We start from the raw sequence: 16,947 nt of genomic DNA, 5'->3' as shown, positions 1-16,947 counted from the left end.
AGCAGGTAGCCCGGCCCCAACAGTGGCCCGGCGATAATCACCGCCAGCAATCCGCTGTAGCCGGCGGGGACGAACCTTGCCCACCGGGTGCGTCGAGCCAGGCCGCTGCCACTCACGCCTGTGCACCTTACGTACCGACGAGCAAACCGCCACCTTCCGGTACCGAGCGCCTGTTATGGGCTTGCTCCACGGATCTGCTCCTCGTGATCATGCGGCGCGGCCAGATCGGGGCGTCAGCGCGCAGGGCGGTGGGCGCGTGCGGGACGCGGGGCGGCGGGGTGGGACGATTGCCGCGTGCCTGCTGTCCGTCGTCTCCCCGTCGTGGCGGATCTGACGCTGGTCACGGCAGGGGCGATGACGGCCAATGTGGCGGGATATCTGCTGCAGATGCTGGCCAGCCGTTGGTTGGGGGTCACCGGATACAGCGAATTCGCCAGCCTGCTCGCGGTGCAGCTGTTGTGTGCGGTGCCCGCACTGGCGTTGCAGAACGTCGTGGCCAGGGAACTGGTGCGCGGGTCGAGTGTGGCGGCACTGCGCGGGTTGCAGTGGCGGTGTGCGGTGATCGTCGCTGTGGTCGCCGCGGTACTGGTACCGGTGGTGACGGCCGTTTTGAACGTCGGCGTACTAGCCAGTGCCGCCGCCCTCGGGGCGGCGCCCGCCTTGGTCCTGCTATCCGGTGAACAAGGAATCTTGCAGGGCAGCAGACGCTTCCGAGCCCTGGCCGTAGTCCTGGGCGCGGCCGGTGTAGCGCGCGTGGTCCCGGCGTTGGTGGTCCTCGCGGCGGGTGGCGGCACAGCTCCCGCATTGTGTGCCGCCGCCACCGGAATCGTCGTCGCCGCCGCATTCGCCCGCTCGACCGCAGGCTCGCCCCCATCACGCATTCGCCCCGCGGCGGAACGGTCGCCGGACGTTACCTCCGAAGGGCCGCCAGATCGCGCTGCCGAAGGACCGATGCCCGGATTCGCAGTCGAAGAAGCGGGAACTCGAGCTGACGGTCGGTCGCCATCTCGGAGCGCGCGTTCCGTCGGAGTGTTGCCGGTGTTGCGGGCGGCGCAGGTGCAGGCGGCGTTGATGGCATTGTCGTCGGCGGATTTGATCGTTGCGCGAATAGTTTTGGACGAGGCGGATGCGAGCCGGTACGCGCTGGGGGCGATCGCGGCGAAGATCGCGTTCTGGCTGCCGCAGGCCGTGGGAGTCGTGCTGTATCCGCGGATGGCGCAGCCGACGCATTCGGCGCGTGCGATCCGGGATGCACTGGCGGTGCTGTCGGGCATCGGAATCGTGGCGGTATCGGGCGCCGCCCTGGCGGCGCCGGTCGCGCCATTGTTCGCGGGACAGGATTACGCGCCGATCCAAGGCTTGCTGTGGTTATTCGCCCTACAGGGAGCCATCCTCGCGGTGCTGCAGGGTGCACTGCTTTCGGCGATCGCGGTGGACCGTACCGCCCTCGCCACGGTGACCTGGCTCGGCCTGGCGGTCGAGGTGGTCCTCATGGCCTGCTTCGCCCGCTCGGTACCGACGCTGATCATCACCGCGGTCGGTGTCGCGGCCGCAACCACCATGTTCGTGGCGGTGATCGTTTTGCGTACCGCGGAGCCGTCTGCTCACCTAGCATCACCAGCATGATCACCGCTGTGCACACGCTGGTCTACGCGGAGGATCCGGACGCGGCCCGCGCCTTCTTCCGTGACGTTCTCGGCTGGCCGAATATCGACGCCCACGACGGGTGGCTGATTTTCGGGACGGGGCCGAGTGAGCTCGGGGTGCATCCGGCGGATGGGCCGCCGCGTCACGAGATTTCGTTGATGTGTGATGACATCGAGCAGACGATGGCGGAATTGGGCGGGCGTGGGGCGGAATTCGTGGGTGAGATCGCCGAGCGGGGTTTCGGGCGCTGTATCGATATGAAGATTCCCGGCGCGGGAGTGCTGCTGCTGTATCAGCCGTCGCATCCCGTTGCCTACCCGCTGGGTCCGTCCGCGCTCTGAATCAACCTACGCAAAAACAACTCGGCTCCCAGGCATAACGCCGGGGAGCCGAGTAGTCGAACCAACCGTCAGAGATTCTTCTGGATCCTGATCTGCTCGGTCGGAGCATCATCCCTACCGCGACCCGGCCCGCGCCGCCCCGCGCCGGCCCCGTCGCGGATCCCGAGGAACACACCGCCGACTACAGCGATGACACCGAGCACACCGAGCACGATCGGCATGATCCGGCCGTACAGCGACAGCTTGTCGATGTTCTCCTTGGCCACCGTGATCTGCGATTCGATGGTGTTCTCGTCGAAGACGAGGTGCGACTTCAGCGCGGTGACGTCCGGGTGGTCGCCGCTGCGCGCGTAGTACAGGTGAATCTGCTCGCCACCCTTGATCACCGTGCCGGTCTGCGGCTCGATCCACAGGTCGCGGGTGTCGGTGTAGAAGCGGGTCATGGTGACCGGGTCGTCGCCCTCGAGGCCCCATTTGGCGGCGGGCAGGCTCAGCTTGTTGGACGGCGACTGGATCACGTCCCACAGGTTGGTCACCGGCACCGACATCTGGAAGTGGTAGACCTTCATGTCGTTGATCTCGGACTCTTCGATGAACTTGGCGTCGTAGGACTTACGCGCGTTGACATCGAAGTACGGGTAGCTCTTCTTCTCGGTGCCGATCGGGAAGCGGTACTGCAGACCGGTGTGCTGGACCGGGTCGGCGATGCTCTGCATGTCCTTGTTCACCGTGACGGCGATGGAGCCGTTGGGGTCCTTGGCCACCGGCTCGCCGGTCTTGCGGTCGATGGTGACCCGGTCGACGGTCGCGGTGAGCAGGCCGGTGTCGCCCTGCTTATCGATGCGCCGCAGGGTCTGACCGGCCTGGAGGGTCATCTCGGTGGCGTCGGAGGGCTCCTCGACGGTGGTGAACCGCTGCGAGATCAGCGGCACATTTGTGTCGACCTTGGCCGCGCCCTCCGGTGCGGTGAGCGACTTCGAGTCCAGGACCAGGCTGTCCTCGCCCGGCTGGTTCGTCGCGATGGTGGTGATCTCGAGATCGAGTGGAGTTTTCGCCAGTTTGCTGACGGTATAGGTCGGGATCATCACCGCTGCGACGATCAGCAACGCACCCAGACCCACGAGCAGGCAGGCCACCGTCCTTCTGGTTCCGGCACTCAGTGCCATGCAAACTCTCCTCGTCGTAGAACACAGGTCTGTACGGCGAGTACTGCGGGCACGCCGCGGCACTCGTGAGCCCCGACACTAACAGCCCGATGGCGTACCATGCGGTGCCGAGGCCGGATTCGACCCAGAAATCGCCCGAGTCTAGCGCGAAATCTGAAACGTTGGGTTACCAGCTGGTAGAGGATACCCGTAGCGACTGCTTGCAGGTCGCGCGAAAAGACCTGCAGACTGGAGTTCGATGACCGCCACCCTACCTGCGCCGACCATCGACGCACCCACGCGTACGCGCGGTTTCGTGCCCGCCCTGGAAGGTATGCGCGGCATGGCCGCACTCGGTGTGCTGCTGACCCACGTCGCATTCCAGACCGGTGCCGCGAATACGCCTGTACTCGGTCGGATCTGGGAACGGTTCGATATGGCGGTCGCGGTGTTCTTCGCGCTGTCCGGATTCCTGCTGTGGCGTCCGCATGCGGCGGTCGCGCGTGGGCTGGGGACCGCGCCGTCGGTCGGCCATTACTTCCGGCATCGGGCGGCGCGCATTCTGCCCGCGTATTGGGTTGTGGTCGCCGCGGTGCTGATCCTGGTGCCGGGTGCGGCTGATACCGCGGGCCTGCGGGTATGGGCTTCGAATCTGGCGTTGACGCAGGTATTCGTGCCGCTCACGCTCACCGATGGACTCACCCAGATGTGGAGTCTGTCCGTCGAAGTGGCCTTCTATGTCGTGCTGCCGCTGCTGGCATTCGCGGCGGTGCGGTTGCGCGGCGATGCCGCGCGCTGGCGTATCCCCGCGATCCTCACGCTCGGGGTGATGTGTCTCGGCTGGAACTTCATTCCGGTGCCGACGCCCGACGCCATTCACGCCGATAATTGGCTGCCCGGATATCTGCCGTGGTTCGCGGGCGGCATGTTGCTCGCCGAGCTCGTCGATAATAGCGATCAGCTATCGCCAAGGCTTCGCCTGCTCGCCAATCAGCCGGTGATGTGGAGCATCGCGCTGGTCGCGTTCCTGATCTCCGCCACCGACCTTGGCGGTCCCGCCGGGCTGACGCGAGCCGAGCCCTGGCAGTACGCGGCGAAGATGGGTTTCGGCGCGATCATCGGTTTCGCGCTGCTCGCTCCGCTGGTGCTGCGCCCGCCCGGCGCGCGTCCACATCGCTGGTTGGAATCCGGGGTTGGCGCGATGATCGGGCGCTGGTCCTACGGCATCTTCCTCTGGCATCTCGCGGTGCTCTCGGTGGTGTTCCCGATTTTCGGAATCCTGCCGTTCGGTGGCAACTTCGGCAAGGTGCTCATCCTGACGATCGCGATCACCCTCCCGATCGCCGCGGCCAGCTATGCGCTCATCGAGGAACCGGCGCGCCGGTTCGCGCGTGATCGCGATCGCGCCAAGGCGGCGCGCTCGGCTGCGACCGTGACGGAAGCGCGCGACGAGAAGGTTCGCTGACCGATTCGGGCCCGCGGCGAGTGAATTGCTCACTCTCGGCGACTGTGCGTGGGTAACCGCAGGGCTCGGCATCGCGAGATCCGGTGGTTGTGGGAGTGATCAGCTGTCGAGCTGGCGGCGGATATCGAGCAGATGGTGCCGGAGCTCGTGCAGCGTGTGCAGGGCGAGCCAACGCAGTGGACGTTCCTGGCGCTGCGGGAAGTTATAGATGATGGTCCGGTCCCAGTCCGCGTGTGTCAGCCGATCGAGGACGTTGGCGAAGAGCAGGGCCGCATCGTCGAGTTGTCGCGCGACATCGGCCGGCTGCTGCTCGTTGTACCCGTCGTGCTCGACGCGTTCATCGCGACCCATCGGCTCGAGCGCCGGAGTATCGACGCGGCGCGCGAGCAACACCCGTTCCCGTTGTGCGAGCAGGACATCCCGCACATGGCACGCATACTCCAACGGCGACCACACATCCGGCGCGGTGCGCCGCCGAAGCCCCCGACCGTCACCGGCGAGCAATGCCGCGTATTCCGCAGCGTGGCCCCTGGTCAGCGCCGACACCTCGGGAACCAAGGCCGGGTCGTACTCGAATCCGCACTCCGCGCAGTCCGTCACCTATTCGAGGCTATTCCCTCAACGATGTTCACGCCGGGCGGGCAGCGCGGCAATGCCGACGGCGATCACGGCGAGCAGTGCGGGTACTTGCACCCACAGCGAGCCGCCCATATATCCGCCTGCTGCGCGCCATGGTCCGGTGGACAGGGCTGCCGCCGCGGTGGCGGTGCCGAGGCCCGCGACGGCGGTGAGGACTTCCGGCTTCATCCGTGCGGAGAACCGAGTTGCGGCGAGCCCGACCACCGTCAGTGCGGTGCCGACCGGTCCGGCGATGACCGTTGCGACAGCGGCGATGCCGAGCGCGCCCAGAATGCGATTGCCCCAGGTGGTCGGGGGTGTTCCGCAGTAAATGGTTTGATCGGCTGGGTCGACATCTGCGTCGGTTTCGTGCGTGTTGGTGTTGGCTGTGTCCCCGTTGGTGTCGGTTTCGTGCGTGTTGGTGTCGGCTGCGCGCCCGTCGGGGTCGGTTATGTTCCCGTTGGTGTCGGCTGCGTGACCGTCGGAGTCGGCAGGGCTGCGTTTACCAGGCGGATTCCGAGTGGGGTCTCCCTCGGGTGGATTCGGCTCCGGGCCAACGGTTGCCGGGATCCGGCGCTTGCGGGGGATGGCGATAAGGATCAGCGGGATGAGCAGCAGCAGGCCGCCGAAGATACTGAGGCGGTACCAGCGGTCGATGGGGAATGAGACGGTGATGGGATTCGATCCGGCGGCGTAGTCGTCCGGGAGCAGCCAGCCTTGCTGCCAGCCGTTGACCACGACCGGCACGAGTTCTTTGCCGTCGGCGGTGCGCGCTTGCCAACCGACATTGGTACTGAGCGGCAGGACGAGGAGCTGTCCCGGTGTCGTCGTTGGCGCGGCGGCGGGGTCGAAATCGGTGCGGTTCAGGCGAAGTCGATCTACGAAGAACAGATCCGTCGGTGCGACCGTTACGTCCGCGCGTCCCGCAGCCACCGGGATCGTGTCGGTGGATTCGAGACCGCTGTCAGCCGCATTCCCGGTGTCTGCCAACTCGGGCGGGAGTTCCGAATCCGCGCAAATGCGAGCGGGAACCGGTGCGCCAGAACGCAATTCATCAGCAGTCGCGGTGACGGACGTATGCACGAAACGTCCACCGAGCGCAATTGTCGGCCCCTGCGCACACGGGACGGTGATCAGCCGATCCCCTGGGGCGGGCGCTGGGTAATCGGGACCGAGTACCGCTACCTCGGCGAGACCGGGCGGCTGCGTCTGGGCGAACCCGAGGGCGGTGCGGTCGAGTACCGGCTTCCAGGTCTGAATGCTCAGTTCGATGCGGTCGGTCACGGTGGGCTGCAATGAGACTCGGGTCGATTCGCCCGGTTCGATCTCGCGAACCTGTGGGCCGTTGCCGAGATTTACGACTATCGAAAGCGGTGCGGCGGGCAGTTCGCCGAGCGACGGTGTCACGTCCAACCCGGTCACCAGCGCCGGTTCGGGCAATTCCAGTGTGAGTGTCGGTTTGCCGCCCGCCAGATTCCGCACCGAATCCTCCGGCGCGGTCCAACTCGTGCGCGGATCCCCATCGGTGGCCGCGAAGGCGGAACCACGGAGGTCGCCGACGTCTGCCTTACCCCGGGCGACTGGATGCGTATGGTCGGTGAGCAGCGCCTCGAGCGCCGGACCCGGTCGAGTCCGTACGGTCAACTGCGGCGTCACACTCACCGGTTCCGGTACCGACAGCGTGCGTTCGAACGTGCCGGGTTCCTCGGCCGCCAGGGCGAGTCCCTTACTGCACCGCACCCGGTCCGGCGCATCGAAACACGCACTACGCCCGGGAAATTCCTGGCCGAGATCCCAGGCCCGCACCTGCGCGCCCGCCGGGGTTGGCGGTAGTACGGTCCGATGCCGAATATCGACCCGCACCGGCGCACTCCGGTTGGTGTAGTCGTCCAGAGTCAGCTCGCTGATTCCGAATTGTCCACCGCGCGTACCGTCCTCGGTGCGGATGGCGGTGATGGTGAGCCAGTCCGTCTTGCCCGCTGGCAGCGAAATCGACACCGGCATACCAGGTTCGGGAATCCGCGCGGACACACTCCCGTTCGCGGTCCGTACCTCGACCCACTTCACCGGATCGCCGATCGCGGCCGCGCTGGTGGTCAGCTGCAGCAGCCCGGAGCTGATCGGATGGTCGAGATCGAGCCGAAGCCATTGTCCCAGTGCGTGTTCGGCGCCATTGCTGATCCACGCGGTCGACGGATCACCATCGACAACCGCGGCCGTCGAACTGCCGGGCGCGGAGCCGCCCAACTGTGTGGCGTCGGCGGCGGAACTCGATGCGGTGACCGTCGCTCCCGACCATTCCCCGCGCACCAATTCCGCACCGGGTACGGAATAGTCGGGCACAAGGTTGTGCGTGCGGCGCGCATCGTCGGGCGCGCGCAGCGCTGAATTGTGATTGTCCACCCGACCGAAGTCGGCCTCCCGGTCCATCGGTGTATCCGTCACCGTCAACGGCCCGATCGGCAATCCGGCCGCTGCCGCATCGGATGCGAGAAGTGTCGGCGCGGTTGCGGGATCGCGACGCAACCGTTCGAGCACTTCTGGCCCGCCCTGGACCGTCCCAACCGAGGTCATGGGCACCGCGTAGGCACCGGGGAATGATGTCGGCGCGCCTGTGCCGCTGTGAATCTCGATCGGAGTGCCCGCAGGCGATGCCTCGACGCGATAGATCTCGACCGCCGGGTACGCGGGGCGCAGATCACCATCGGCGACCAGACCATCGGGTCTGACAGTCGCGATCGGGTTGCCGAATTCGGCCACCCTGTGCAATCCCGGCGACCCGTCGATCGCCTGATGTGCCAGCATCGGCCGGGTCGAACGTGACGTCTCCGGATCGAGATCGTTGCGCAACACCAGAATTCCGATGCCCTGCTCGGCCAGCGTCGCCGCGAGTCCGGTCGACGGCCTACCGTCGGCGATCAACCGCTGCACCGAATCCATCGCCCGGATGGTGCCCGGCGGGTTGAGCGGCACCGCATCCCGGATAGCCCACGGCGTACTCGCGAGCGCCTGCAGCGGTTCGTCACGGGTCAGGCCCCACACCTGACTGCCGAAGGGGGCGCCGGGCACAACCAGCGCTCGGGTATCGGAGGCATTGTGGGACAACCACTCCGCCGTTTGCTTCCAGTACCCGGGCACCTCGTCATAGGCGCCGCGCGGTGCCAGCTTCCCGGTCCAAGCCAAGGAGGTGGACAATGCGAGCGCGGTGAGGATCAAGGCGGCGACGGCGACCGACTTATCGCGTTCGGGATGGGCGAAGGCGCTGCGCCACACCGGCATCGGGACGGACGCGGGCAGCGGCACCTTGCTCAACATATGAGCGAGACCGAGCACCAGCGGAATTCGGATGAGCGGTTCCAGCTTGTGCACATTGCGCAGCGGCGCACCCCCGGCATCCAGGAATACCCGCACCGAATCCGCGAACGGCCCGCTCAGTTCACCGACAAATCCGGCACAGATTCCGACCAGCCCGACCAGCAGGATCAGCGCGAGACGCCCGCGATACGGCATGGACCGCATCGCCAATCCGGCCATACCCGCCGCCGCGAGCAGTCCGGTGGCCAGCACCGCGGCGGGCTGGGTCACCAGCACCGCGCCCGCGATCCGCTCCGGCGAGACGAACGGCGTCCAACTGTCCGTGCCGCGCAGCACTTCACCCAGCGACGCCCATTGCGTGGTCACCCCCGAGGATTCGATGTAATCCAGGAACGGCGGACTCACCTTGCCGAGCAACAGCAACGGCACCGCCCACCAGAATGTGGCCAGCACCAGCAGCGGTATCCAGGCCCGGGTGAACCGCCACCAGCGCCGGTTCGGCCGGTACGACGCCCACCACAGCAGCGCGGGTAGAAATGCGGCGACCGTCGCCACCGCATTGACCGCACCCATCAATGCCAACGCCAGCGCACTGCCAGCGGGCGACGCCGCGCCACCGCGTCGGTTCCGATAGGCGGTGCCCAGCGCGGCGGGCGCGAGCAGCACCCACGGGGCGAGCACCATCGGCAGCGTCTCCGAGGAGATCGAACCGAGCGTGGTCAGCACCCGCGGTGACAGTGCGAATGCGGCCGCCGCCACGATCCGCGATCCGCGTGAGCCGATGCCGAGCGCTTCGCAGAGCCGCACGATGCCCCAGAATCCGGCGAGCAGCAGCAATGCCCACCAGATCCGCTGCGTCACCCAGGCAGGCAGACCGAGTACATGTCCGGCCGAGAAGAACGCGCCGTGTGGGAAGAAATATCCGTAGGCCTGGTTCTGTACCTGCCCCATCGGGGCCTGACTGCTCCACAGGTGGGCGGCGCGTTCGAGGAAACCCAGCGGATTCTGCGCCAGGTCGTATTTGGTGTCGGCGACCGTCAGGCCGGGCGCCTGGAGAAAGGTGAGCAGGAACGCCGCGACCACGGTCCCGACGAACCAGCGTCTACCCAGCGGGGCGCTGTCGTGCTGGCGCGCCGCGCCGGAGGTACCGAACGAATCGGCAGATGAAGCAGAAGGCTGTGTCGAATCTGCGGCGCTCACCGGCCCTCCGTGGTTACGGGCCGCCTATCGCTCGCACCGCGGGGGATCAGCGGCTGCCGTACTCAACGTTGTTGAGTAGCGAGGAGGTGGAGTCGCTGCGCTCGATATCGGGCCGCGTGTTCTGCTGCACTGCCATCGTGATGACGAACACCGCGATCACGCCCAACACGGCGCCGGCGACCGCACTCGCAACACCAGGGACAGCAAACTTCATCGCGGCACTCCAATACATCGATGCAGGCATATTCTGGGCCAACCTAGCAGGGCCGCGCCCGATCACCTACGTTCAGGCCACCGATAGCTGAACCGAATAGCGGGCGCGGGTCGCTCAGCTCGGGATGGCGCAGTGCAGACTGCCGAGCAATGTGCGCAGTTTGGCGGTGGTCTCGTCCAACTCGGCATGCGGATCCGAAGCGGCCACGATGCCGCCGCCGGCGAAGGCGCGGATCGAGCGCCCGTCGGCGGTGATTTCCGCACTGCGAATAGCGACCACCCATTCGCCGTCGCCGTACGCATCGCACCAGCCGACCGCGCCGCCGTAGAAGCCGCGCTCCTCTTCTATATGCGCGATGGTGTCGAGGGCGAGATCGGTCGGCGTGCCACAGACCGCGGGGGTGGGATGCAGCCGCAGCGCCAGGTCGAGCGCGGTCGTCGCGGGATCGCGGAGACGACCGGTGATCGGAGTGGCCAGATGCCAGACCTCGTGCGTATTGATCAGCTGTGGGCCGTCCGGAATGGTCAGTTCCGCGCACACCGGCGCGAGCACCTCCCGAATCCACTCGATGACGAACGCATGCTCATCACGATTCTTGGTGCTGGCCAACAACTCTCGCGCCTGCGCGGCATCGGCGTCCGGATCGGCGAGGCGCGGTAGCGTCCCCGCGAGCGGATGCAGCGTGACGGTCGCGCCATGCCGTGCGACCAGTACCTCAGGAGTGGCGCCGACCAGCGTCGCACCCGGCCTGCCCGCGGCAGTCAGGTCGACCGCGAAAACATTCGCATGCGGATGCCTGGTCAGCAGATGTCCCGCGACCAACTCCGGTTCCAGCGCGTTATCGGCTTCGGCCAGCACCGATCGAGCGGCCACGACCTTGCGCAACGGCTGCGCCGGATCGTTCAGCTGCTCGACCAATTTCGTCACCCGCGCGACATGCTCTGCCGGACTCGGTATTTCGGTGATGACCCGAACGGCGGGCAAGTCCGGTAGTGCCGCGGGCCGCCATGGCCCGACCGTGCGCTGTGCCTGCTCGGGCACGCAAAGCGCGGCCGAATTCCGGGGGTCGAACGGCAGGGCGCCGACGATCAGCTCGGCGGTCCCGTCCCGCAGCGCCGCTACCGCCCGCGCCGCTTCGTCGAAGGCGACCCGGGTCCCCGACGCGCGGATCACCCCACCGGGCTGAGCGAGCAAGAAACCGTTCATGATCCCTCGACCCTAACCCCGCAAACCCGGAGCAGAGCCACCCGAGCGACCCAAATCTCAGCGACTCGGTTCCTTACCCGGAGGCACCATGAGCACCGGGCGGTGGCAATGCTTGAGTACGGCGTCGGCGACGCTGCTGTGCATCAGCGCTCGAATACCGGTGGCACCGCGCGTTCCTGCCACGATGATGTCGACGTCCAGGTCGTCGGCGGTTTCGACGATGGCGTTCCAGATCGTCGACGTGCACTCCGCGGTGCGTGCCTCGGCGTTGAGACCGGCGAGTTTGGCCAGGCGGACGCCCTCGATATTGATGTTGCGGGCGTCGACATAGGCGACGTCCTCGATCTCCTCGTCGGGCACCCATTCCGGCTGCATCACACCGGAAAGTCCGGACAGCCGAGCGGCCTGGCGCACCATCGGTTCCCAGGCGGTGAGCACCACCGCTCGGTTCGCCGCGAGGAACCGGCCGGCGTATTCGATGGCCCGCTTGGCATTTTCGGAACCGTCATAGGCAATGAGCATGAGATCGCACGGCACGATGACCTCCAGGTAGGAGTCATTTGGCTACGCCACAACATTACTCCGGACAACCCCGACACGAGGTATTGCCGCGCGCGGATAATCTGCTGCGGGAACGGATTGAACGGCGGAAAACCGACTGGGCGACACGGACCAGGAGCGGATATGCCCGATGCGAACGAACTGGTGTTCTTCGGCAGGCACGAGATCGACCCGCGGACGCTGCTGTTCTATGAATGGCGGCAGCGGCTCGAATCGGGCTATCCGGTGGCCGACTTCGAGTCCGAGGTGCGCGCGCTCGTCGCCTCCGATCACGTCGAACCGGCCGAATACTGGGCGGTTTTCGATCGACTCGAAAGCGCCGAACGCGATCCCGACTGGGGTTATGACGAATCCGAAACCGCGGCACCGCAGTCGGTAATCCGGCCGGTCGCGCCGATATCCGAACTGTTCGAGCGGATCCACGGCGGATGGCTCGGGCGCTGCGTCGGCTGCACACTCGGCAAGCCGCTGGAAAACGGATTCGTCTGGACACCCGCGCGAATCCGCGCCTATCTCGAGCGGGCCGACGCCTATCCGCTGACCGACTATGTGCCCGCATTATTGCCACCGTCGCCGGAATATCCGTTGAATCCGACCTGGCCGGTATCGGCGAAGGGCCGAATCGACGGTGCACCGCGCGATGACGATGTCGATTACACCGTACTGGGATTGCACCTACTGGAAACGTGCGGAACGAATTTCACACAATCCGACGTCGCGGATGCCTGGTTGGAACATCTGCCATTTCTGCAGACCTACACCGCGGAGCGGGTCGCTTACCGCAATCTGATCGCCGGTCGGAAACCGCCGGAGGTGGCCAGGTATCGAAATCCATACCGCGAGTGGATAGGTGCGATGATCCGCGCGGATATCTACGGTTACGTCAACCCGGGTAATCCGGTGCGCGCCGCCGAACTCGCCGCCCGCGATGCTGGGCTTTCACATACCGGCAACGGCGTGTACGCGGCGATGTGGGCCGGCGCATTGGTAGCCGCGGCTTTCACTGCCGAAGGCATACGGGACACGCTTTCTGTTGCCCAGCAATGCATTCCGGAACGTTCGAGGTTGCACGTCGCGGTCGCCGAAGTGATCGCGGACCATGACGGCGGCATGTCATGGGAGCATGCTCTCGAAGCCATTCGCCGCCGCCACGACCACTACAACTGGGTGCACGCCATTCCGAACGCCTGCCTCGTCACCGCCGGTTTACTCTGGGGCGCAGGCGATTTCACCCGCACCATCGCGCTGACCGTGCAGGGCGGTTGCGATACCGACTCCAATGGCGCGACGGCGGGTTCGGTCGCTGGAATCCGCGTCGGTGACCGCGGCATCCCGACCCACTGGACCGATCCGTTCCACGACCGGCTGCACAGCGCGGTCTTCGGCCACGACGGCAGCCGAATCTCCGACCTGGCCCGCCGGACGCTACGACTGGCCGCTAGCCATACCTGAGTCGGACCGTCCGGAGCACGCCGATTACCGTGGACTTATGCGGAAGACGCCTCTCGTCCTGCTCGCAATCCTCGCCGCCGTCGCGACGGCGTGCTCGAACGGCGACTCCAGTCCCGTGCCGTCGAAATCCGCGATTCCCGCCGTGACGGCCGGTTCCGCGGCTCCCGCCACCACCACCGCCAAAGGTGACTGCGGTGCCGACTACCTCGCGAAACTCACCCTGCGCGAGAAACTGGGGCAACTGCTGACGGTCGGTGTCACCGGTGCCGACGACGCCACGAATGTGGTGCGCAATTCGCAGGTCGGCGGCATTTTCGTCGGTGGCTGGACCGATAAGTCGCTGTTGGCCGACGGCCTGATCCAACAGGTCAAGGCCGCCGCCAAGGTGCCGCTGATGGTGACCATCGATGAGGAGGGCGGCCGCGTCTCCCGGGCCAAGGATCTGATCGGCGCCGTCCCGTCGGCCCGGGTGACCGCCCAGACCATGACCGCCGAGCAGTTCCACGACGCCACCGTGACCCGCGGCCGCGCACTGAAGGATCTGGGCGTCACGGTGGACTTCGCCCCGGACGTCGATGTGAGCAGTCAGCCGGATGACTCCGTCATCGGTGACCGGTCCTTCTCCGACGATCCCGCGGTGGTCACCGAATACGCCGGCGCCTACATCCGCGCCATGAACGAGGTCGGCGTCGGCACGGTAATGAAGCACTTCCCGGGCCACGGCTCTGGATCGGGCGATTCGCACACCGGGGCCGTTCGCACCCCGCCGTTGACGCAGCTGCAGAGTGTCGACCTCGTGCCGTTCCGCAATCTGGTCGACTCCGGCGCCGCTGCCATGGTCGGCCACCTCGACGTACCCGGCCTGACCACCCCCGATGTCCCCGCCAGCATCAGCCCGCAGGCCATGGCGCTGCTGCGCGATGGCACCGGTTACGGTGCGGCCCCGTTCCAGGGGCCGATCTTTACCGACGACCTCGGCGGCATGGCCGCCATCACGAGCCGGATGAGCATCGAGGACGCGGTCGAAGCGGCGCTGATCGCCGGCGCCGACAATGCCCTATGGATCACCACCGATGCGGTGCCGCAGGTGCTGGATCGCCTCGAGCAGGCGGTATCGAGTGGACGGCTGTCCGCCGAGCGGGTCGACGCGTCGGTGCTGCGGATGGCTCGATACAAGGGCGCGCTGCAGCCCTGCTGACATTTGGCCTCAGCGACCCCGCAAGCAGTCGCTAACGGCTGTCTTATGTTGTACAGCCGCCTTATCGCCGTTCACCCGTAGTATTCCTCTGCTGGACAGCTGAACAGCTGCGCCCGCGAATCCAAGGACATCGCGGTCCGAAGGATGGGAGCCGAGTGCCGATAGTTCGCCGAACTTACGAACGCGCAATCCAACCCGCCGAACTTACCTTGGAGTAATATAAGAGCTTCACCATGTGGTAGGAGAGTGATGGCGGGCGGAACGAAGCGACTTCCTCGGGCGGTTCGTGAGCAGCAGATGCTCGACGCCGCTGTCGAGGTGTTCTCGCGTAGGGGGTTCCACGACACCTCGATGGACGCGATCGCCGCCGAGGCGAAAATCTCCAAGCCGATGCTGTACCTCTACTACGGCTCCAAGGATGAATTGTTCCGCGCCTGCATCCAGCGCGAGGGGCTGCGCTTCATCGAATCGGTGGCGCCCGCGGGCAATCCGCAACTGTCCCCGCACGAACAGGTCCGCACGGCGCTCGAGGGTTTTCTCGGATTCGTCGACCACAACCGCAACTCCTGGCAGGTGCTCTACCGCCAGGCGATCGGCCAGCAGGCCTTCGCCTCGGAAATCGAAAACGCCCGCGAACGCGTCATCGAACTGACCGCCAAACTGCTCGAATCCAGTGCCAAGCACGCCGAACCCGGCACCAACTTCGATGTTGTCGCGGTGGCCGTCATCGGCGCAGGCGAGGCCATCGCCGACCGCGTGGCCAGCGGCCGCATCGAAGTCTCCGAGGCGGTCGACCTCCTGGACGACCTCGCCTGGCGCGGTCTCGCGGGGCGCAAGAAGGCGGAGTAGCTCACCGGCCCGGTCTGCGGCCCCGAGTGCGCGCACCGTTTGTCCCAGCAAGCGGGTGTGCAATAGCGACAACGAGCGGGGCACGCGCCTGAGTAGCCCTGTGGGTTCAGCTGCTCTGGCATGCCATTGTCGAAGCAGCGCACCCCTGTTCGCGGCTGCACGCCGCGTAGAGGGGGTGTGGGGTTCATACACGGGGCGGGGGCGGTGGCTGGGCTTGCGGCGGCGTCAACGGACTGCCAGAGTGCGGGAGATCAAGAGAGTGGACCGGCGCGGTGGTCGGGGAACGGGGCGGAATTGTTCGGGATGTTGCGGCCGTGTTCGCATGGGGCCGAGAAGTACGGGATCGATGCGAGCACCTGGCGCACACATATGTGTGGGTTGTGTTTGGGGCTGCGGGATGGGCACGGGCAGTTGGCGCGGGCGGCGACCAATACCGATGCGATCGTCCTGAGCGTGCTGACCGAGGCGCAGATGTCCGGCTCGATCGGGCGGACCAAGGCGGGGCCGTGCGCGCTGCGGGGGATGCGTCGCGCCGAGGTCGCGAGTGCGGATTCGCCGGGCGTACTGCTGGCTGCCACCGCGTCACTGTTGCTGGGATCGGCCAAGATTCGCGATCACGTCGACGATGGTGACGGTTCCGTCCTCACCCGGCATCCGATGACGAAGGTATCGAGCCGCTGGGCAGACCGCGCGCGATCGCAGGCATCCCTGATCGGCCTCGATGTGGAACCGCTTGTCGCCGCGATCAATTCGCAGTCGCACTTGGAAGCTCTCGCGTCGGTGGGTGCCGAATGCCCAGGTGCGGGCGACTCGAACCGCGCTCGATCGGCCGACGCCCCAGCGTTGCTCGACGGGTTGCGCGACACGCCGGAGAATTCGTCTCGCACAATCTCTCTCGATGATCTGACCGCACCGACGCAGATATGCGCGGCGGAATTCTTCGCTCATACCGCGGTTTTGGCCGACCGCCCGGACAACGTCGCCGCTTTACGCGAGGCGGGCAGGCATTTCGGGCGCATCGCGCACCTGGCCGATGCCGTCGCGGACTTCGAGGACGACCGGACCCGCGGCCGCTTCAACCCGCTCGCGGCCACCGGAACGACCATGCCCGAGGCGTACGGCTTACTGCGGCAATCGGATTCGCGCCTGCGTGAGGCGGTCGCGGAGGCGAAACTGGACCAGGTCCCCACCATTCGCTGGATGCTACTCGACCCATTGCGCGGACTCGTGCGCAATATCGGCCGCGGCGTCGGTGCAACCGCCCACGCCTGCAACATATCCCGGGATACCGTGCCAACGCAGCAGCCACTGCCGCTGGGCGCCGCGACGATGCAGCACCCCCGGCCGCCGGATATCGATTTCCGGAAACCGCCACGCCACCCCGGAATCGGCGAGGCGCTCGCCATCGTCTTCGGCGTCTACTGCACCGGCTACGCCTGCTGCGCCGACCACACCAATCCGTGCAACGGCAAGCGCAAGGACGCCTGGATCAAGAACTGCGACTGCGGCGATTGCTGTGACGGCTGTGACTGCTGCAGCAATTGCAACTGCTGCGACTGTGACGGCTGCTGCTGCGACGGTTGCGGCTGCGACTGCTGAGCCCTGCGGTGCCGCCGCGCATATTCTGTCGTGCCACACACCGATTTGCCCAGTGATTCCATGCGCGGGAGGCGAATTCGTGCGCTGCAGCCCGGAAACAGCGAAGCCGCACCCCGGTTCCCAGGGGTGCGGCTTCG

At 66.5% G+C, this 16,947-nt stretch carries 13 protein-coding genes; 7 read left to right on the top strand and 6 right to left on the bottom strand.

Going from position 1 to position 16,947, the window contains the following annotated elements; genetic code table 11:
* Window positions 1–354 precede the first annotated feature (354 nt).
* Window positions 355–1,626 (top strand): polysaccharide biosynthesis protein, encoded by a 1,272-nt coding sequence (locus ON44_RS32055; protein WP_174415186.1) that lies wholly within the window; start codon window positions 355–357, stop codon window positions 1,624–1,626.
* Complete coding sequence (locus ON44_RS32050; RefSeq protein ID WP_040697147.1) at window positions 1,623–1,988, top strand: VOC family protein; 366 nt, start codon at window positions 1,623–1,625, stop codon at window positions 1,986–1,988. The genes ON44_RS32055 and ON44_RS32050 overlap by 4 nt, the downstream gene beginning before the upstream one ends.
* Before the next feature lie 68 nt (window positions 1,989–2,056).
* Here the strand turns inward: ON44_RS32050 and pgfA are convergent, their stop codons facing one another.
* A complete protein-coding gene (pgfA, locus tag ON44_RS32045; RefSeq protein ID WP_040697144.1) occupies window positions 2,057–3,154 on the bottom strand; it encodes a cell envelope lipid trafficking protein PgfA in 1,098 nt (365 codons plus the stop codon).
* A 238-nt stretch (window positions 3,155–3,392) separates the two neighbouring features.
* Here pgfA and ON44_RS32040 point away from each other — a divergent pair, with 238 nt between their 5' ends.
* Window positions 3,393–4,598, top strand: a complete 1,206-nt coding sequence (locus tag ON44_RS32040; RefSeq protein ID WP_040697141.1) for an acyltransferase family protein — start codon at window positions 3,393–3,395, stop codon at window positions 4,596–4,598.
* Between the two features lie 99 nt (window positions 4,599–4,697).
* On the opposite strand, the gene ON44_RS32035 is transcribed toward ON44_RS32040, so the two are convergent.
* The 5 genes from ON44_RS32035 to ON44_RS32020 all read right to left on the bottom strand — a co-directional run bounded on the left by ON44_RS32035 (window position 4,698) and on the right by ON44_RS32020 (window position 11,688).
* Complete coding sequence (locus tag ON44_RS32035; protein ID WP_083898254.1) at window positions 4,698–5,198, bottom strand: DinB family protein; 501 nt, start codon at window positions 5,196–5,198, stop codon at window positions 4,698–4,700.
* 18 nt (window positions 5,199–5,216) lie between these two features.
* Window positions 5,217–9,641, bottom strand: a complete 4,425-nt coding sequence (locus tag ON44_RS32030; protein ID WP_245567421.1) for an alpha-(1->3)-arabinofuranosyltransferase — start codon at window positions 9,639–9,641, stop codon at window positions 5,217–5,219.
* Window positions 9,642–9,777: 136 nt separating this feature from the next.
* The gene (locus ON44_RS48710) at window positions 9,778–9,945 is read right to left on the bottom strand and encodes a DUF2613 domain-containing protein (RefSeq protein ID WP_083898253.1); all 168 of its coding nucleotides are present in this window, start codon (window positions 9,943–9,945) and stop codon (window positions 9,778–9,780) included.
* Between the two features lie 114 nt (window positions 9,946–10,059).
* Complete coding sequence (locus tag ON44_RS32025) at window positions 10,060–11,151, bottom strand: isochorismate synthase (protein WP_040697138.1); 1,092 nt, start codon at window positions 11,149–11,151, stop codon at window positions 10,060–10,062.
* 57 nt (window positions 11,152–11,208) lie between these two features.
* The gene (locus ON44_RS32020; RefSeq protein WP_040697136.1) at window positions 11,209–11,688 is read right to left on the bottom strand and encodes a universal stress protein; all 480 of its coding nucleotides are present in this window, start codon (window positions 11,686–11,688) and stop codon (window positions 11,209–11,211) included.
* Window positions 11,689–11,835: 147 nt separating this feature from the next.
* Here ON44_RS32020 and ON44_RS32015 point away from each other — a divergent pair, with 147 nt between their 5' ends.
* From ON44_RS32015 to ON44_RS32000, 4 genes are all read left to right on the top strand, one after another.
* Entirely contained in the window at window positions 11,836–13,164 is a 1,329-nt protein-coding gene (locus tag ON44_RS32015; RefSeq protein ID WP_083898251.1) for an ADP-ribosylglycohydrolase family protein, read from the top strand.
* A gap of 37 nt (window positions 13,165–13,201) precedes the next feature.
* The gene (locus tag ON44_RS32010; RefSeq protein WP_040697134.1) at window positions 13,202–14,362 is read left to right on the top strand and encodes a glycoside hydrolase family 3 N-terminal domain-containing protein; all 1,161 of its coding nucleotides are present in this window, start codon (window positions 13,202–13,204) and stop codon (window positions 14,360–14,362) included.
* Between the two features lie 249 nt (window positions 14,363–14,611).
* The gene (locus ON44_RS32005; RefSeq protein WP_040697132.1) at window positions 14,612–15,211 is read left to right on the top strand and encodes a TetR/AcrR family transcriptional regulator; all 600 of its coding nucleotides are present in this window, start codon (window positions 14,612–14,614) and stop codon (window positions 15,209–15,211) included.
* A 303-nt stretch (window positions 15,212–15,514) separates the two neighbouring features.
* Entirely contained in the window at window positions 15,515–16,810 is a 1,296-nt protein-coding gene (locus ON44_RS32000; protein WP_245567420.1) for a DUF5685 family protein, read from the top strand.
* Window positions 16,811–16,947 lie beyond the last annotated feature (137 nt).

The organism is Nocardia vinacea NBRC 16497, assembly GCF_000308835.1.
In the GTDB taxonomy this organism is placed as follows: Bacteria; Actinomycetota; Actinomycetes; order Mycobacteriales; family Mycobacteriaceae; genus Nocardia; species Nocardia vinacea.
The sequence above is the reverse complement of the archived record's forward strand: the minus strand, read 5'-3'. Positions and strand labels throughout refer to the sequence as shown.